The sequence below is a fragment of the Variovorax sp. KK3 genome (genome assembly GCF_001984055.1).
Classification (GTDB): Bacteria; Pseudomonadota; Gammaproteobacteria; order Burkholderiales; family Burkholderiaceae_C; genus Variovorax.
Window position 1 is genome coordinate 20,218 of record NZ_LYVO01000031.1, and the last position, 17,243, is coordinate 37,460.

The window sequence follows — 17,243 nt, forward strand, 5'->3', positions numbered from 1 at the left end:
GGTCACAGGATGGCGCAATCTTCCATGGCCGGCGCCGACGCGGGTTCGCACGCATCGCCCTGCACGGCAGGCGCGATGCCGAGCTTGCCGTAGTAGTGGCCGACCCGGGTCGCCAGAAAGCGCTGCAGCGGCACCTGCTCCTGCCCGACGAAGCCGGCCTGCGGCAAGCGGCCTGCCTGCAGCAGTTCGAAGACGCCGACCACGCCGGCCGCCGTCGTCAGCTCGATGGCCGTGCGCTGCCGGCCGCGCAAGGTGCCGCCGAAGATCCGGGCCACGCGTGTCTCCTGTTCGAAGCGGCCGCCACGCAAGCCGGAGGCGGACGCGAACAGGATCACCACGTCTTCACGGCTGTGCGGCACCGCATGTTCGAGCACCTGGCGCAGCAGGTCGCGCCGCTCGATGAGCCGCAAGTCGTGCAGCAGGAAGTCCATGGCGTCGCGATGGCCCGGGTAGCGGATGGTCTTGTAGTCGAGGTTGCGGACCCGGCCCTGCAGCGTTTCGCACAGCGTGCCCAACCCGCCCGAGGTGTTGAAAGCCTCGAAGGCCTCGGCGTCGAGCGTGAAGGTCTCGTGCCCTTCGAGAGGCTGCACCGGCACCCGCAGCCCGTTGACGATCGCCTCGCAAGGATTGCAGTACTCGTTGATGACCCCGTCGATGCTCCACGTGAAGTTGTAGCGCAGGCTGTTGGTCGCGTTGCGGGTCAGCGCACCGACACGCAGGCGCAGGTCGTACAGCTCGTCGAATCGTCCGGCCAGGTGTCCGCCGAGCATGCCGATCACGCCCGGGGCCAGGCCGCACTGCGGCATCAGCACCGCCGCCGCGCCGATGGCCCGCTCGCGAATCGCGCGGGTCGCGGCTACGTCTTCGGTCAAGTCGCAGTAGTGCACGCCAAGCTGCGCGGCCTGGGCGGCGACGCGCTGCGCCAGGTAGAAAGGCAAGGCATTGATCACGACCGGATGCGCGGCCAGCGCGGCGCCAAGATCGGTGTCGCTGTCGACGTTCAGTGCGACCCTGCGCACCAGACCATCACCCTCGTCGCCTCGACCCGGCTTCATGTCGGCCAGCGTGACCGGCAGGCCATGAAACTCCGCCAGCATGTCGGCCACGGTACTGCCGACCTTGCCGGCACCCAGGACCAAGACCTTGTCGAACTGCAGCTTGGGCATGACGTTCTCCTTCGGGCTGGGCCCTCGAAGGAAATGTAGGCTTGCGCTGCGACGGAATCCAGAGAGCAATTCGTCGATGGCGGGAAGAGATTCGACGAAACGACGCCCGGCTTCGCCGGACCGCATCAACGCTTGAACCGCCCCCCGCTGATGATCGACAGGTCCACGTAGTCGATGCCCGTGTGATCCTGCGACGAATAGCTCACCTCCAGCCCGCCGCCGGTGTCGTAGCGGAAGTCGTTGAGCACCGCCAGCAGCCTTGCGCGCGTGGGCTTGGGCCCCGTACGGCGCAGGGCCTCGACCAGCACCTTGGTGGCGACGAAGCCTTCGAGCAAGGCTGGCGACAGCTCGATGTCTCCCTTGCTCCGGGCCGCCATGTCCGACGCCTCCTTGATGAGCGGATGCGCCATGGCGCGCTCCGACGGCAGCACTTGCGTGACGATCACGCCGCCGCTGGCCTGACCCAGTTCCTTGATGAAGCCCGAGGCCGCGTTGTTCGACAGCGTGATGACCTGCGCCGCCGAGCCCGCCGCGCGCAGCGCCTTGATGCCCTCGGTGACAGCAGTGCCCGAGCCGATCCACAGCACGGCTTGCGCGTTGGACGCCGTGATCTTGGGAACGATGCTCGCATAGTCGGGCTTGCTGCGATCGGCCAGCGCGAGCGCGGCCGGCTTCTGCCCCGCCTTGTCGAAGGCCTTCATCGCGCCTTCCATCACGTCCTTGCCGAACGAATCGTCGGCCTGGACCACCGCGATGCGCTGCATGCCCACGGTGTAGAGATGCTGGATGGCCTTTTCGGCCTCCCGCTGGTAGGTGGAGCGCACGTTGAACACGTGCTTCTGCACTGGCCTGTGCAGCGACATCGCACCGGTGGACGGCGCGATCAACGGCGTGCCGCTCTTGTCGAGCAGCGGGATCACGGCGAGCGCATTGGGCGTGCCGCGGTTGAGCAGCAGCGCCAGCACCTTCCGGTCCTCGATCAGGACACGCGAGTTCTCGGCCGAGCGCTTGGGGTCGAGCCCGTCGTCGAGACGGATGACCTCGATCTTCTCGCCGTGGATGCCGCCCTGCGCATTGACGTGGTCGATGAGCAGCTGCGAGCCGGCGATGGTTTCCTTGACGCTGGCCGCCACCGGGCCCGACATGTCGGCCGACTGGCCGATCAGGATCTGCGCGGCCGCGCTTCCCATGCCCAGCACGAGCACGGCGGCGCAGCAAAGAATTCGCACGGTCTTCATCGGGTCGCTCCTCCAGAAGGCCGCGCCTGGATGCGTCGCGCCATTTGTGTGGAATTGTTTCCGAACGAAGCTTTTGGTCCGCGAGAACAAACCCTTGAGGAAATCGTTCTAGTTTTCGGCCGCCCGCTGAAGGCCGCAAACGCTACTGCGCCTCGATGCCGAAGGCGCGGATTCGCTGCGTGATGACCTCGAATTCACGCCGGTAGCCGGAAGCGAACTCCTCGGGCGTAGTGTTCATCAGCTCGAAGCCACGGTCCACCAGCACCGTACGCACGTCTTCCGCCGCGACGATGGCACGGATCTCCTCGGCCAGCCGCTGCACCGTCGCTGGCGGCGTGCGCGCCGGGGCCAGCACACCCAGCCAGACATTGGTGTCGTAGAGCGGATCGGTGAAGCCCAGCTCGCGCAGCGTGGGCACCTGCGGCAGCGCGGTCGAGCGCTCGCGGCCCATCACCGCCAGCGGCACCAGCTTGCCGGCCTGCACGTGCTGCTTCGCGCTCGCGACGGACGACAGGCCGATGCTGACCGTCTTCGACAGCAGGTCGGTGACCACCGGCCCCTCGCCCTTCTGCGGCACGTGCACCATGCCGGCCTTGAGTTCGCGGTTGAGCGACTCGCCGGCCAGGTGACCGAGGCCGCCCACGCCCCAGGACGCATAGCTGAGGCTGGCAGGCTTCTGCGCGGCAAGTCGGCGCAGCTCGTCGATGCTCTTCGCCGGCAGGTCGACATTGGCGGAGATGATGGCGGGGCTGCGCACGATCTGGGTGACGAAGGCGAAGTCCTTCTGCGGGTCGTAGGGCAAGGTCTTGAACAGCGCCGTGTTGTTTATCTGCGAGTCGGTGATGGTCAGCAGCAGCACGCTGCCGTCGGCCGGAGCGCGCGCCACGTCGGCCGCGCCCAAGGCACCGGCAGCGCCGGGCTTGTTGTCGACCAGCACCGGCTGGCCCAGGCGCTTCGCAAGCCGCTCGCCGATCAGGCGGGCCACGAAATCGGTCGCGCCGCCGGCGGGATAGGGAACGACCAGGCGCACTTGCTTGGCGGGCGCAACGGGCATGACGGGTGAAGCCGTCTGCGCGAAGGCGCACAGCGGCAGGGCGGCCAGGCAGCAGGCCGCCATCCAGGTCTTGAACATCGTGTTGTCTCCGGTGGTGGGTGGGGTGCGGCGCCTCAGGCGCGCGAGCTGCGCTCGGCCTCGACGGCCTGCGCCAGCAAACGGCGGAACTGGACCAGCGCCGCGTCCATGGCCAGCGGCAGCATCGGCGCCTCGGGCCCGAGCTCGATGTTGCGGGCCTGCGCGGTGATCATGTCGCGGTCTTCCTCGAAGGCGACGAGCAGGCCGTCGTGGATCATCTGCGTGAGCCACTCGCCACCCAGCGATGCGCGGTGCGACTGCTGGAAGAAGTAATGCGTGCTGCCCTCGGTCTCCGGCGTCAGCGTCTGGCAGCTGTGCAGTTCGACCGCGCGGCGCATGTCGCCTTCGGCGTCGCCCGCGGGCCGTCCGCCCGAATGCATGAGCAGCGTGCCGGGCAGCAGGAAGTCGTAGATGAACCACCGGTCCACCAGGCCGCCGCCGAAATCGCGCGCACGCGCCCAGTACGCCGGCGGCGGCACGTTGCGCACCCTGCGCGTGACGCGCAGGCCGTGCGGCACCTTCTCGATCTCGGGCCGCACCTGCGCGATGGCGGTGGAGTTGCCGAGCGTCTTCTCGTGCACGTAGCTCAGGTGCGAGAAGTCCAGCAGGTTGTCGCAGATCAGCAGCTGCGGCGTGTCGTAGTGCAGGTAGCCGGGGATGTTGCGCCAGTCCGGGTGCTCGCAGGAGAAGTTGTCGGGCAAGAGCGCGGTGTCGGCGCGCGACGGATCGCCCATCCACACGAAGACCCACTTGTGATGAAGCGCCACCGGGTAGCTGCGAACGCGCGCCTTGGGCGGCACGTTTTCCAGGCCCGGCACCTCGACGCAGCTGCCATCGGCGTCGAACTTGAGACCGTGGTAGCCGCAGCGCACGCAGTCGCCTTCCTTGCGGCCTTTGGACAGCGGCGCGAGGCGGTGGCAGCAACGGTCTTCCAGCGCCGCGATGCGGCCATCGGCGCGCCGGAACAGCAGCAGCGGCTCACCGAGCACGGTGCGGTTGAACAGGCCGTCGGCCGGAATCTCGTGGTCCCACGCGACCACGTACCAGCAATTGCGCAGGAACATGCGCTTGTCTCCATCGGTTGGGGTGCTCCGATGGTGATGCGGGGTGGGCTGCCGCTGCGTCCCCCGCGCAGGGGACGGCCTCCGGGTCCGCGCTCAGGCCGCGAGGCGCACCAGTTCCGCGCGGTCGTGAACGCCCAGCTTGAGGTAGGCGCGCTTGCGCAGCGTGAGCACGGTGGATGCGGCGACGCCGAGGTCCGCCGCGATGCCGTCGGCCGTCATGCTGCAGGCGATGCGCGCGCAGACGTCGAGCTCGCGCGCGCTGAGTGCAGCCTCGCGCCTGTCGAGCCGCGCACGGGCCAGCGCGACGCGGCTCGCCATCTGCCGCGCGGTGGCGCCCGTGCCGACGGCATTGCGATGGACTTGGCGCAACAGCGGCGCCACGGCCAGCACGCGCTCGATCTCTTGCTCGCCGAAGGGGCCGCTGGCCTCGCTGCGGTAGAGGTTGATCGAGTACGCGGTGCCGGGCGCCGGCGTGAACAGCAGCGTGAGCCGGTCCGACAGGTGCTCGCGCTCGTAGATGCGGTGGCGCCAGGTCGAATCGGGGATCTCGCCGGCGCGCACGCGCAGCGCCGTCACCTCCGCGTTCTCGACGTGCTGCGCGCGCATCCGGCCGGCGATGCGAATGGCGTCGTCGAACACGTAGAAATGGCGGCGGTACTTTTCGAAGCACTGGCTGGTGACGTTGCGCAGCGAGGTGCCGTGGGCATGCCCTTCGAGCAGCGCCGGCGGGTCTTCCATGTGCGAGACCAGGCTGATGTATTCCACCGGCAGCAGCGCATTGAGAAAGTGCAGCACGGCCCGCGTCGGCTCGGCCTCGCGCGGCGCATCGAGCAGCAGCGACACCGCGCGCAGATCGAGCGTGTGCTGCTGGGCAACGGCGGGGACGCTCCAGGTGGCGGGCATGCGGGCATTGTCCCGCCGCCCGGTCGCCGCATGAAGCCGCCACGGCTCGGGACAAACCCGCGCCGCGGCCCGTGCATCAGAGCAGGCCGCGCCCCGCCAGGTTGCGCATCAGCGCGCCGATGCCGAACGACCAGCGAGCCGCCTGGTCGGAATGCACGACGCGGTTTTCGAGCGCCCCGAACTCAGGCGCCGACACCGTGACGCGGTCGCCCACCACGTGCGTGAAGCCCTGGCCGGGGCCGTGGCGGTCCTGCGTGGGCGCGAACATGGTGCCGAGGAAGAGCATCAGCCCGTCGGGGTAGGCGTGGTGCGGGCCGATGGCCTGGCTCACCAGGTCCAGCGGGTCGCGGCTGATCTTCGACAGCGAGCTCGAGCCTTCGAGCACGAATCCCTCCGGCCCGGTTACGCGCAGCGCGACCGTGGTCTGGCGCACCTGCTCGATGCCGAAGTGATCGTCGAACAGGCGTATGAAGGGGCCGATGGCGCACGAAGCGTTGTTGTCCTTGGCCTTGCCCAGCAGCAGCGCGCTGCGGCCTTCGAAGTCGCGCAGGTTCACGTCGTTGCCCAGGGCCGCGCCGAGCGTGCGGCCGCGGCTGTCGACCGCCAGCACCACTTCGGGCTCGGGGTTGTTCCAGACCGAGTTCGCGTGGATGCCCACGTCGGCCCCGGTGCCCACGGCCGCCAGCACCGGGGCCTTGGTGAAGATCTCGGCGTCGGGGCCGATGCCGACCTCGAGGTACTGCGACCACGCACCCTGCGCGAGCAGCACTTCCTTGACCTGCGCGGCCTGGGCCGAGCCGGGCACGAGGCCCTTCAGGTTGTCGCCGATGACGCTGCCCAGTGCACGCCGGATCGACTCGGCCTTGGAGGCGTCGCCGCGGGCCTGCTCTTCGATGACGCGCTCCAGAAGGCTTTCGACGAAGGTCACGCCGCTGGCCTTGACCGCCTGCAGGTCGCAAGGCGCAAGCAGCCAGGGGCGCGCGGCATCGCGCTTGGCCTCGTCGCTGTTGGCCAGCGCCACGTCCAGCGCGGCGATGCGCGCCGCGTCGCTGCGCAGGGCTTGGCGCACGGCGCCCACCGGGTCGTCGAGCTCCAGCAGTTGGCTGATGGTCGGGACGATGCGCGAGAGGTCGTGCAGCCCGCCGTCATGTACCGCCACTGGCGTAGGCCCGACGTCGGGCTGCCAGAGGCGGCCGACCAGCGTGGCACGCGCCGCGTCACGCGGGAGGCTGGTGGAAGACGAAAGCGTGGTGGGCATGGGGGCTCCTGGGATTGCGGCGGCCGATGGTTAGCTGCGAAATGACGCATCGTAGCGGTGACGATCGTCGTCATGCACGCTGCAGTTCGTGCGCAGGCAACGACAGCGTGCGCCAGGGTTGTTCAGACGCTATGGCGCGACAGATCGCACGCGCGCCACCGCTTGCGGCAAATCCCGCCAAGCCTCTTCCTGTGGCGCGAAGCGCGCACGCATGTAGCCCGCCAACTCGGCGATCTGCGCATCGCTCAGCGCGTCGCGGAAGGCTGGCATGAAGCCAATGTCGCGTGTGGCCGGGTCGCGCACGCCGTCGAGGATGGTGCGCAGCAGGTTGTCGGGGCGCGTGCTCGTGAGGTTGCTGTTGAGCGCGAGCGGCACGTTGGCGCCCAGCAGCGTGGGGCCGTTGCCGTCGTGGTGGCATGCGGCGCAGGCGCTGTCGAACATGCGCTGGGCCGGGCCCAGAAGGCGCGGTTGGGATGCGGCCGCCGTGGCAACCACGCGCAGTGCCTGGGCTTTTGCTTCGGGCTCGGCGGACGGGGCGTTGAACGAAGCGAGGTAGGTCGCCATGGCGCGGATGTCGTCGTCAGGCACGGCGGCGAGCTCGCGCACCACCTCTGCCATGGGGCCGCCAGCGGTGCCGTGCAGCGGGCTCACGCCATGGCGCAGGTAGCGGTAGAGCGCATCGGCATTCCACGGCACGGCCGACTTCGATGCCAGCGCAGTGAGCGCGGGCGCCTCCCAGCCGTCGACCAGCGCGCCCGATAGAAACGCGTTGCCGCCGCGCTCCGCACCGAGCGCGTTGCGCGGCGTGTGGCAGGCGCCGCAATGGCCGAGGCCGTTGACGAGGTAGGCGCCTCGGTTCCATTCGACGCTTTGCGAAGGCTGCGGCTGCATCGGCGACGGATCGTGGAAGAGTGCGTTCCAGCCGGCCATCAGCGGACGGATGCCGAACGGGAACTTCAGGTCCGCTGGCGGGGTGGGCGCATGCACGGCGGGCAGCGACATGAAGTACGCGTAGAGCGCCTGCAGGTCGTCGTCGCTGGTCTTCGCGAAGGCGGTGTACGGGAAGGCCGGGTAGAGGTGATGTCCGTCGCGCGAGATGCCTTCGCGCATGGCGCGCTGGAAGGCGCTGAACGACCACCGGCCCAGGCCCGATTCGGGGTCGGGCGTAAGGTTGGTCGTGTGGATGGTGCCAAAGGGTGTCTCCATCGCACGGCCGCCCGCGTTGGGCGTGCCGCCCGTGGCGGTGTGGCAGACGGCGCAGTCGCCGATGGCGGCGAGGGTGCGGCCGCGGTCTATGGTGGCCTGGCTGTAGACCGGGGCGCTGAGCGCGACGGGGGCGATGGTGGAGCGCCAGCCGAAGAGGCCGGCGATGACGGCGAGGCTGCCGATGACGAGGGAGGTGGCGGTGGCCCAGACCGTGCGCGATTTCGGCCACGGCGTATCGGACTTGCTCCTTCCCCCGCTGGGGGAAGGTGGGGATGGGGGCACGACGGCTTGTCCATCGCGACGGTGCGCGCCCCCACCCCCGCCTTCCCCCAGCAAGGGAGGGAGCAAGCCCGGGTTCAACGCGGCCCTCACCACCTCCGGCGTGAACGGCGGGTTGCGAAAGCGCACCCCCGTCGCATCGAAGATCGCATTCGCGATCGCCGCGGTTCCCGGCACCGACGACGACTCGCCGGCGCCCAGCGGCGGCTCGCCCGGCCGCTGCATGTGCACGATCTCGATCATCGGCACTTCGCGGAAGCTCAGGATGGGGTAGCTGCCCCACTCGCGGCTGGCGACCACGCCGGTGGGCAGCACGCCCGGCAGCGTCTCGCCCGTGCTCGACGGCGCCAGCGGCGCGAAGGCCACCCGCTCCTTGAGTGCGCGGCTGGTGGTCTGGATGACGTTGCCGTTGATCTGGTGCTCGACGCCAGCCGGGTTGACCATCAGGCCCGCGTCGTGCCCCACCACGACGCGGCGGACGTGCACCTCGCCAGTGGTCTTGTGGACCTCCACGTCCGCGACCCAGGCCGACCATGCGGCGCCGAAGCCCGGCCACTTGCTGTGCACGTAACGGGCATAGGCGAAGCCCTGGCCGAACAGCACGTCGCCGCCCGCGCCCAACCCGCCGTCCGCGTTCTCCTGCGGCCCGGTGCGCATGCGCCAGCCGGCCTTCTGGGCGGTCTCGCGCACCAGCTCGGCCGCGCGCGGGTCGTGCAGGTGGCGCAGGCGAAACGCGACCGGGTCGACGCCGGCCGCGGTCGCCAGCTCGTCCACGTAGGACTCGTGCGCGAAGGAACTGGGCAAGGCCGAGACGCCGCGCAGCCACGACGCGCGAACGATCGGCGCCATGTCGTTGACCTTGACCCGCAGGTTCTCGTAGGCGTAGGGCGGCCGCGCGGTGCGATCGCCCATCTCGAAGGCCTGGGCCACCGGCTCGACCGTGCGCGTGAGCAGCAGGGCTAGCGTAGGGGCACCGTTGGATGGGTAGGAGGTCTCGAAGTCGTAGGCCGCCACGCCACCCTGGGCGTCGAGGCCGCCGTTCACCTGCATGAGCTGCGCGGCGCCCTTGGGCTCCCACGCGTGCTCCTGTTCGCGCGTGAGCTGCACCCGCACCGGCGCACCGGCTGCGCGCGCCAGCAGGGCCGCATCGGCCGCCACGTCGTCGGCGCCGTTGCGGCCGTAGCAGCCGGCGGCCTCCATGCGCACGACGTCGACGGCGATGTCGTCGAGGCCCATCAGCTTGGCGAGGTCGGCGCGCAGCACGTGCGGGTTCTGCGAACCGGCCCAGACGCGCAAGCGAACGCCGCGCCCATCGTCGGGCTCCCAATGCGCCAATGCGCACGAAGGCCCGATGGACGCATGCAACTGGTACGGCCAGACGTAGGTGCGCGGCATCGGCTGCGCCGCGCCGGCGATCGCCTCGTCGACGCGGCCCTCGTCGACCAGCAATCGCTGCGTGGCGGGGTTGGCCCGCAACGCGCCTTCCAGGTCGTCGAGGGCGGGCAGGCCGGGCCACGCTTTCCAGCGCACGCGCAGCTCGCGCAGTGCCTGCTCCGCATGCTCCTCGCGCTCGGCCACGATGCCGACGAAGTCGCGGATCACCACCACGGCGCGGATGCCGGAAATGTGTGCGATCGACGATTCGTCCACCGACTCCAGCGTGTTGCCGATGAAATCGCCGTGGTCCGCGCCCGCATAGGGCGGGCGCACGACGCGGCCGTGCAGCATGCCCGGCACACGCATGTCATGCACGAACACCAGTTCGCCCGCGAGCTTGGCCGGGATGTCGACGCGTGGCACCGCGGTGCCGACGATGCGGTAGTCCTTCGGGTCCTTGAGCAGTGCACCGGTGTCGAGCTGCAGCACGGCACGCTCGCCGGCCAGCAGATCGCCGAAGGGCACGCGGAAGGCCTGGTCTTCGCCCGCGACGATGCAGCCGTCGCGCACGTCCAGCAATGCGGGCTGCACGCCGAACCGCTCCGAAGCCTGCGCGAGCAGCCACGCGCGCGCCTGCGCCGCGGCCAGGCGCAGCGGTGCGGCATGAATCTGCAGCGAGGCGCTGGCGATGGTCGCGCCCTGGTTGGGCGCGCGCGCCGTGTCGCCCAGCACCATGTGGACCTGGGCCAGCGGCAGGTCCAGCTCCTCGGCCACGACCTGGGCCAGCGCGGTGCGGATGCCGGTGCCCAGATCGACGTGGCCGTTGAGCGCGGTGACGCTGCCGTCGTCCCACAACGCGAGCAGGATCTCGGGGCCCTCGGCGGGATTGCCTGCGACCGCCGCAGGCTGGCCGACGACGGCAGGTGGCGCGGGCGGCGTCTCGCGCACGACGACGAGTGCGCCCTCGGCCTTCAGGAAGTCGCTTCGGCTGCGCGGCTGCTCGGCACGCCGGATCACGACGCCGAGCCCTTCGCCATCGATGCGGCGGCGCGCCGCACGGCGTCGAGGATCTCGACGTGCGTGCCGCAACGGCACAGGTTGCCGGACAGTTCAGCGCGGATGCGGCCCTCGTCGGCGTGCGGATCGCGCGCCAGCAGGGCCGCAGCCTGCATCACCATGCCGTTGAGGCAATAGCCGCACTGCGCAGCCTGCGCGTCTTCGAAGGCCTGCTGCACCGGATGCCAATGGTCGCGCGAGCCGAGCCCTTCCAGGGTCGTGATGCTGCGCCCCGCCACGCCGTGCGCCGGGATCACGCAAGAACGCGCAGCCACCCCGTCGACCCACACGGTGCAGGCGCCGCACTGGCCCAGCCCGCAGCCATACTTGGGGCCGTTGAGACCCAGGTCGTTGCGCAGAACGTGCAGCAGCGTCGCCGCCTCTGGAATGGGCAGGGCGACGTCGCGCCCGTTGACCCTCAACGCGAGCTCGGGCATCGGGTGCGCGAACTCCTCAGGCACCAGCGTCGATGTCGCCGGACTGGATGCGCTTGACGCCCTTCGCCTGCATCTGCTTCCAGGCCTTGGCGAGCGAGCCGTCGAGGTCGATCGCGCGCGTCGCGTCTTCGATCACGTAGGCCTCGAAGCCGTGCTTGCGCGCGTCCATGGCCGTCCAGGCCACGCAGAAGTCGGTGGCCAGGCCGGTGACGTACACGGTCTTGATGCCGCGCTGCTTGAGGTAGCCGGCCAGGCCCGTCGGCGTCTTGCGGTCGGCCTCTTCGAAGGCCGAGTAGCTGTCGACGTCCTTGTGGTGGCCCTTGCGGATGATGAGCTGCGCGCTGGGCAGCTTCAGGTCCTTGTGCAGCGCCGCGTCGTCGGTGCCCTGCACGCAGTGGTCGGGCCACAGCACCTGGCTGCCGTACGACAGCTTGACGCTGCTGAAGGGCTTCTGGCCCGAGTGCGTGCTCGCGAAGGACGCATGGCCCTGGGTGTGCCAGTCCTGCGTGACGACGATGTTCTCGAAGGCGGTGGAAAGCTTGTTGATCACCGGCACCACCTCGGCACCGCCCTTGACGGGCAGCGTGCCGCCGTCGATGAAGCAGTTCTGCACGTCGACCACGATCAGCGCCGCCTTGCTGCCCGGCTTGATCTTCGCGGCAGCAAAGAGCGGCCCGGACAGCCCGGCCAGGCCCAGCGCGGCGGCGGACTGGAGAAAGGCTCTGCGATGCGTGATGTTGTGCATGGTGTTCGCTCCTCGCGTGGTTGAAAAAACCGAAGTCAAACTGAAAGGTAGGCGCGCCGGACTTCCTCGTTGGTGGCCAGGTCGGCCATCGAAGCCTGGTAGCGGATCTGCCCCTTCTCGAGCACGTAGGCGCGATCGGACACCAGCTCGGCGAAGTGCATGTTCTGCTCCGACAGCAGGATGCTCACGCCCTGGGCCTTGAGCTCGAGGATCATGTTGGCCATCTGCTCGACGATCACGGGCGCCACGCCTTCGGAGGGTTCGTCGAGCAGCACCAGGTAGGGGTTGCCCATGAGCGTGCGGGCCACCGTCAGCATCTGCTGTTCGCCGCCGCTCATGCGGCCGCCGGGGCGCTGCGGCATCTCGCCGAGATTGGGGAAGAGCTTGAACAGGCGCTCGGGCGTCCACAGCGGCGCATCGGTGCCGTCGCTCCAGCGGCGCGCGGCCTGGCGTCCGACCTCGAGGTTTTCCATCACGGTGAGGTCGGTGAACACGCGCCGGTCTTCAGGCACGAAGCCCAGGCCCAGCTTGGCCGCGTGGTGCGGCTCGCACTTCGAGATGTCGTGGCCCAGAAAACGCACCGCGCCGCGGCGCTTGCTCAGCATGCCGATCAGCGCCTTGAGCGTGGTGGACTTGCCGGCACCATTGCGGCCCATCAGCGCCACCACCTCGCCGCGGCGGACTTCGAGGTCCACGTCGTAGAGGATCTGGGCGGCGCCGTACCACGCGCAGAGACTCTTGGCTTCGAGCAGTGTTTCGTGCGAACTCATGCTTCTGCTCCCACCGCAGCGTTGACCGCCGCGGCCTTCTCGGCAATCTTCTCGAAGGTCTTGCCGCTGCCGAAATAGACCTCCTGCACCTTGGGATGGTCGCGGATCTCCAGCGGCTTGCCCTGCGCGATCAGGCGCCCGCGGGCCAGCACGATCATGCGGTCGGCATAGGCGAACACCACGTCCATGCTGTGCTCGGTGAAGAGCACGGCCATGCCGCGGTCGATGACCAGCTGCTTGGTCAGCGCCATCAGTGAGTTGCGCTCCTTCGGCGCCATGCCGGCGGTGGGCTCGTCCATCAGCAGCAGCTTGGGCGAGTTGGCCATCGCGATCGCGAGCTCGACGCGCTTGACGTCGCCGTAGGCCAGCACGCTGCAGGGGCGGTCGGCCTGGGCCTTCATGCCGACCTGGTCGAGCAAGGCCAGTGCCTCGTCGCGCTTGTGGTCGGCGGCGCGGCGAAAGGTCGAAAAGAGCTTGTGGTCGTGCGAGAGCAGCGCCATCTGCACGTTCTCGACCACGGTCAGCGAAGCGAAGGTCTCGGCGATCTGGAAGGTGCGGCCGACGCCCTTGCGCCAGATCTCGCGCGGCTTGCGGCCCACCAGTTCGTCGCCGTCGAGCAAGATGGACCCGCGATCGGCCTTGAGCTGGCCGTTGACCATGTTGAAGGTGGTCGACTTGCCCGCGCCGTTGGGGCCGATCAATGCCAGCAGCTCGCCGGGGGCGAGATCGAAGCTGATGCCGTCGACGGCCTTGACGCCTCCGAAGGACTTGCCGAGTTCGGTGACCTTGAGCAGGCTCATGCCTTGACCTCTTCCAGTGCGCCGGCGTTCCTGTCCCCACGCCGTCTGTCGAACAACTGCTTGCAGAAACCGGCGATCCCCTGCGGGAACAGCAGCACCAGCAGCAGGATGATGCCGCCCAGCATGGCGCGCCAGTAGTCGGTGTTGCGCGCCACGGTGTCGTGCAGCCAGGTGAAGGTGACGGCCCCGACCACCGGGCCCGCCAGCGTCTGGATGCCGCCGAGCAGCACCATCACCAGCCCGTCGACCGACTTGCCAACGCTCAACGACTCGGGCGAGATGCTGCCCTTGGAGAACGCGAACAACGCGCCCGCCAGGCCGGCAGCCAGGCCTGCGATGACGAAGGCGGCCCACTGCATGCGCTTGACGTCGATGCCGATCGCATCCGCACGCAGCACCGAATCGCGCCCGGCCCGCAGCGCATAGCCGAAGGGCGAGAACAGCACGCGGCGCAGCCACAGCACGCCCAGCGCCACGAGCGCCAGCGTGAGCCAGTAGTACACGCGCTTGTCCGACAGCCATTCGGCCGGCCACACGCCGGTGAGCCCGTTGCTGCCGCCGGTGAAGCTGTCCCACTGGTAGGTGATGGCCCAGGTGATCTGCGCGAAGGCCAGCGTGAGCATGGCGAGGTACACACCCGACAGGCGCACCGCGAACCAGCCGTAGACGAAGGCGCCCAGCGCCGCGACCAGCGGCGCGAGGATGAGCGCCAGCTCCATCGGCATGCCGGCAGCGCGTACCAACAGCGCCGCACCGTAGGCACCGAGCCCGAAGTACGCCGCGTGCCCGAAGGAATGCATGCCGGCCGGCCCCATGATGAAGTGCAGGCTGGTGGCGAACAGCGCGGCGATCATCAGGTCGATCATCAGCACCGAGGTGTAGGGCGAGTCGGCCGTGAAGAAGGGCACGGCCGCCAGCACCAGGCCGAAGAGCGCCGCCGCGATCAGGTAGGCACGGCTGGGCCGGCGCAAGGGCTCTTCCTGCATGCCCACGTAACGGCTCGGCGCCTGTGGCCGGCCGAACAGGCCCCAGGGCCGCCACACGAGCACCACGGCCATCACGAGGAAGTCGACCACCAGCGTGAGCTTGGAGAAGGACACGCTGATGCCGAAGACGTCGACCACGCCGAGCCAGATGCAGATGGCCTTGATCTCGGCGATGAGCAGCGCAGCCGCGTAGGCACCGGGAATGGAGCCCATGCCGCCCACCACCACCACCACGAAGGCCGCGCCGATGGTGTTGAGGTCCATCTCGAGCGTGGCCGGCTCGCGCGGCAATTGCAGCGCGCCTCCGAGGCCCGCCAGCATGGCACCGAGGGCGAACACGGCTGTGAACAGCCAGGCCTGGTTGACGCCGAGTGCGCTGACCATCTCGCGGTCTTGCGTGGCCGCGCGCACCAGGGTGCCGAAGCGGGTGCGCGTGAGCAGCATCCACACGAGGCCCAGCACCACCGGGCCGACCACGATCAGGAACAGGTCGTACGAAGGAAACTGGCGCCCAAGAATGGTGACGGAGCCCGAGAGCCCCGGCGCGCGCGGGCCGAGCAGTTCGTCCGGGCCCCAGAGCCACAGCACCGCGTCCTTGATGACCAGCACCAGCGCGAAGGTGGCGAGCAGCTGGAACAGCTCGGGCGCCTTGTAGATGCGGCGCAGCAGCACGACTTCGATCAGCGCGCCCAGCACGCCCACCGCGAGTGCCGACAGCACCAGCGCGGGCCAGAAGCCAAGGCCGGTGCCCAGCTTCTCGACCAGCGTGTAGGCAATGTAGATGCCCACCATGAAGAAGGAGCCATGCGCGAAATTCACGATCCGCGTAACGCCGAAGATCAGCGACAGGCCAGCCGCCACCAGGAACAGCGAGGACGCGCTCGCCAATCCGTTGAGCAGCTGGACGATGAAACCGGAAAAACTCATGACTCGTCCGTCCCTGTGCTCAGTCGGCGCTGCGCGACTTCTTCAGCTCGTCGGCGGTCGGCTGGTACTTCGCATCCGCACCGTCGAGGTAGGTGTAGTTGACCATCACACCCTTGCCGCCCTCGTTCTTGGTGCGGCCGACAAAGGCGCCCATGGTCGACTGGTGGTCCTGCGCGCGGTAGGTGATCTTGCCGAAGGGCGTGTCCACCTGGAGGCCCTTGAAGGCCGCGACCAGCTTGTCGGTCTCGGTGCTCTTGGCCTTGTCGACGCCGGCGGCCGCCGACTTGATCATGCTGTAGCCCACCACCGAGCCCAGGCGCGGGTAGTCCTTGAACTTGGCCTGGTAGGCCTGCTCGAACTTCTTGTGCTCGGGCGTGGTGATGCCGTACCAGGGGTAGCCGGTCACGATCCAGCCGTTGGGCGCTTCGTCCTTCAGCGGGTCCATGTACTCGGGCTCGCCGGTCAGCACGCTGACCACCTCGCGGTCCTTGAACAGGCCGCGCGTGTTGCCTTCACGGACGAACTTGGAAAGGTCGGCGCCGAAGAGCACGTTGAAGATGGCGTCGGGCTTGGAGTCGGCCAGCGCCTGCACCACGCTGCCGGCATCGACCTTGCCGAGCGGCGTGGCCTGCTCGGTGACGAACTCCACGTCGGGCTGCGCGGCCTTCAGCAAGGCCTTGAAGGCCGCCACTGCCGACTGGCCGTATTCGTAGTTGGGGTACACCAGGGCCCAGCGCTTCTTCTTGAGCTTGGCCGCTTCGGGCACGAGCATCGCGGCCTGCATGTAGGTGCCGGGGCGCAGGCGGAAGGTGTACTGGTTGCCGCCCTGCCAGGTGATCTTGTCGGTGAGCGGCTCGCCGGCCAGGAAGAAGAACTTCTTCTGCTTGGCGAAGTCGGTGACGGCCAGGCCGGTGTTCGACAGGAAGGTGCCCGCGAGGATGTCGACCTTCTCGCGCGACACCAGCTCTTCGGCCACGCGCACCGCGTCGCCGGGATTGGCGTTGTCGTCGCGCGTGATCAGCTCGATCTTGCGGCCGTTGACGCCGCCGGCCGCGTTGATCTCGTCGACCGCGAGTTCCATGCCCTTCTTGTAGGGCTCGAGGAAGGCGGGCTGCGCCTTGTAGCTGTTGATCTCGCCGATCTTGATCACGCCCTGGGCGTGCGCGGCGGGGATCAGTGCGAGAGTAAGGGCGGCGATCGACACCGCGCTGAACGCGAAACGCATGCTCATGGAAAACTCCTCGTTGAAATGGTTGACCGAATGGGGGACGGCAGGACGGCGCATCACCTGAGGCCGTCTTCGCCTTTGATTTCCGACACTTGCAGGCCACCGATGCGCGGCAGCGGGCGGCCGCTGTCGGTCACGGCAACGGCGACCACGATTTCGTCGGCGCGCGGTGCATCGGACACGCGGGCTTCGACGGCATCGAAATGGCTGCGCACGAAGGCCGCGTCCTTGTGGCCCAGCGGCACGTCGATGGCGGTGCCCAGCGTGCCACGCTTCTTGGCCGAGGGCACCAGCGCGGCGCCCTTCTCCACGGCCACGCGCAGCGGCGCACCGAGCTTGGGATGCAGGATGGCGGCCGCGTGCTCCAGTTCGCCGGATTCGCCGACGATGGCCGCCTTGCCGTAGCTCTGGGCCTGGCCGGGCTCGATGCCCAACGCCTTCACGGCCTTCTGGCCCAGCAGCGCGCCGAGTTCTTCGCCGATGGCGATCAGCTCGTCGAGCGATTCGCTGTACTTGCCGGCATACGGGTTCTCGATCACCGCGATGGCGACCGCGCGACGGGTCGGCGGATCGATGGTCTTCCCCATTTCCTTGCGGGTTTCGTCGATCTGCACGACGAGTTTGCGGATGTTGGCGCTCATGCTTGTTCTCTTTCCTGGTTGTCTCTGGAT

General features: G+C 68.9%; 14 protein-coding genes. All 14 read right to left on the minus strand.

Going from position 1 to position 17,243, the window contains the following annotated elements; all coding sequences use genetic code 11:
- Window positions 1-2 precede the first annotated feature (2 nt).
- A complete protein-coding gene (locus B0W80_RS16520; RefSeq protein WP_077000250.1) occupies window positions 3-1,166 on the minus strand; it encodes a saccharopine dehydrogenase family protein in 1,164 nt (387 codons plus the stop codon).
- A gap of 125 nt (window positions 1,167-1,291) precedes the next feature.
- The gene (locus tag B0W80_RS16525; protein WP_077000251.1) at window positions 1,292-2,404 is read right to left on the minus strand and encodes an ABC transporter substrate-binding protein; all 1,113 of its coding nucleotides are present in this window, start codon (window positions 2,402-2,404) and stop codon (window positions 1,292-1,294) included.
- Window positions 2,405-2,546: 142 nt separating this feature from the next.
- Window positions 2,547-3,536, minus strand: coding sequence for a tripartite tricarboxylate transporter substrate binding protein (locus B0W80_RS16530; RefSeq protein ID WP_077000252.1), 990 nt, complete (start codon window positions 3,534-3,536; stop codon window positions 2,547-2,549).
- Window positions 3,537-3,571: 35 nt separating this feature from the next.
- Complete coding sequence (locus B0W80_RS16535; protein ID WP_077000253.1) at window positions 3,572-4,600, minus strand: aromatic ring-hydroxylating dioxygenase subunit alpha; 1,029 nt, start codon at window positions 4,598-4,600, stop codon at window positions 3,572-3,574.
- Window positions 4,601-4,693: 93 nt separating this feature from the next.
- Window positions 4,694-5,503 carry a helix-turn-helix transcriptional regulator gene (locus tag B0W80_RS16540; RefSeq protein WP_077000254.1) on the minus strand — a complete coding sequence of 270 codons (810 nt, stop codon included), beginning with the start codon at window positions 5,501-5,503 and terminating at the stop codon, window positions 4,694-4,696.
- Window positions 5,504-5,579: 76 nt separating this feature from the next.
- Window positions 5,580-6,761, minus strand: coding sequence for a fumarylacetoacetate hydrolase family protein (locus tag B0W80_RS16545; RefSeq protein ID WP_077000255.1), 1,182 nt, complete (start codon window positions 6,759-6,761; stop codon window positions 5,580-5,582).
- A gap of 129 nt (window positions 6,762-6,890) precedes the next feature.
- Window positions 6,891-10,640, minus strand: coding sequence for a molybdopterin cofactor-binding domain-containing protein (locus B0W80_RS16550; protein WP_077000256.1), 3,750 nt, complete (start codon window positions 10,638-10,640; stop codon window positions 6,891-6,893).
- Window positions 10,637-11,116 carry a (2Fe-2S)-binding protein gene (locus B0W80_RS16555; protein WP_077000257.1) on the minus strand — a complete coding sequence of 160 codons (480 nt, stop codon included), beginning with the start codon at window positions 11,114-11,116 and terminating at the stop codon, window positions 10,637-10,639. Before B0W80_RS16555 ends, B0W80_RS16550 begins: the two co-directional genes overlap by 4 nt.
- Window positions 11,117-11,132: 16 nt before the next feature.
- Window positions 11,133-11,861 carry a bifunctional nicotinamidase/pyrazinamidase gene (gene pncA / locus B0W80_RS16560; RefSeq protein ID WP_077000258.1) on the minus strand — a complete coding sequence of 243 codons (729 nt, stop codon included), beginning with the start codon at window positions 11,859-11,861 and terminating at the stop codon, window positions 11,133-11,135.
- Window positions 11,862-11,896: 35 nt separating this feature from the next.
- Entirely contained in the window at window positions 11,897-12,631 is a 735-nt protein-coding gene (locus B0W80_RS16565; RefSeq protein WP_077000259.1) for an ABC transporter ATP-binding protein, read from the minus strand.
- Complete coding sequence (locus tag B0W80_RS16570) at window positions 12,628-13,431, minus strand: ABC transporter ATP-binding protein (RefSeq protein WP_077000260.1); 804 nt, start codon at window positions 13,429-13,431, stop codon at window positions 12,628-12,630. The genes B0W80_RS16565 and B0W80_RS16570 overlap by 4 nt, the downstream gene beginning before the upstream one ends.
- Window positions 13,428-15,344 carry an ABC transporter permease gene (locus B0W80_RS16575; RefSeq protein ID WP_077000261.1) on the minus strand — a complete coding sequence of 639 codons (1,917 nt, stop codon included), beginning with the start codon at window positions 15,342-15,344 and terminating at the stop codon, window positions 13,428-13,430. The genes B0W80_RS16570 and B0W80_RS16575 overlap by 4 nt, the downstream gene beginning before the upstream one ends.
- Window positions 15,345-15,363: 19 nt before the next feature.
- Complete coding sequence (locus B0W80_RS16580) at window positions 15,364-16,575, minus strand: ABC transporter substrate-binding protein (RefSeq protein ID WP_077000300.1); 1,212 nt, start codon at window positions 16,573-16,575, stop codon at window positions 15,364-15,366.
- 53 nt (window positions 16,576-16,628) lie between these two features.
- Entirely contained in the window at window positions 16,629-17,213 is a 585-nt protein-coding gene (locus B0W80_RS16585; protein ID WP_077000262.1) for an amino acid synthesis family protein, read from the minus strand.
- Window positions 17,214-17,243 lie beyond the last annotated feature (30 nt).

Excerpts from the sequence above, each read along its gene's own strand:
- B0W80_RS16585 (WP_077000262.1), bottom strand. The coding sequence starts at position 17,213 with ATGAGCGCCAACATCCGCAAACTCGTCGTGCAGATCGACGAAACCCGC.
- B0W80_RS16530 (WP_077000252.1), bottom strand. The coding sequence starts at position 3,536 with ATGTTCAAGACCTGGATGGCGGCCTGCTGCCTGGCCGCCCTGCCGCTG.
- B0W80_RS16555 (WP_077000257.1), bottom strand. The coding sequence starts at position 11,116 with ATGCCCGAGCTCGCGTTGAGGGTCAACGGGCGCGACGTCGCCCTGCCC.
- B0W80_RS16565 (WP_077000259.1), bottom strand. The coding sequence starts at position 12,631 with ATGAGTTCGCACGAAACACTGCTCGAAGCCAAGAGTCTCTGCGCGTGG.
- B0W80_RS16520 (WP_077000250.1), bottom strand. The coding sequence starts at position 1,166 with ATGCCCAAGCTGCAGTTCGACAAGGTCTTGGTCCTGGGTGCCGGCAAG.
- B0W80_RS16540 (WP_077000254.1), bottom strand. The coding sequence starts at position 5,503 with ATGCCCGCCACCTGGAGCGTCCCCGCCGTTGCCCAGCAGCACACGCTC.
- B0W80_RS16570 (WP_077000260.1), bottom strand. The coding sequence starts at position 13,431 with ATGAGCCTGCTCAAGGTCACCGAACTCGGCAAGTCCTTCGGAGGCGTC.
- pncA (WP_077000258.1), bottom strand. The coding sequence starts at position 11,861 with ATGCACAACATCACGCATCGCAGAGCCTTTCTCCAGTCCGCCGCCGCG.
- B0W80_RS16580 (WP_077000300.1), bottom strand. The coding sequence starts at position 16,575 with ATGAGCATGCGTTTCGCGTTCAGCGCGGTGTCGATCGCCGCCCTTACT.
- B0W80_RS16535 (WP_077000253.1), bottom strand. The coding sequence starts at position 4,600 with ATGTTCCTGCGCAATTGCTGGTACGTGGTCGCGTGGGACCACGAGATT.
- B0W80_RS16525 (WP_077000251.1), bottom strand. The coding sequence starts at position 2,404 with ATGAAGACCGTGCGAATTCTTTGCTGCGCCGCCGTGCTCGTGCTGGGC.
- B0W80_RS16545 (WP_077000255.1), bottom strand. The coding sequence starts at position 6,761 with ATGCCCACCACGCTTTCGTCTTCCACCAGCCTCCCGCGTGACGCGGCG.
- B0W80_RS16575 (WP_077000261.1), bottom strand. The coding sequence starts at position 15,344 with ATGAGTTTTTCCGGTTTCATCGTCCAGCTGCTCAACGGATTGGCGAGC.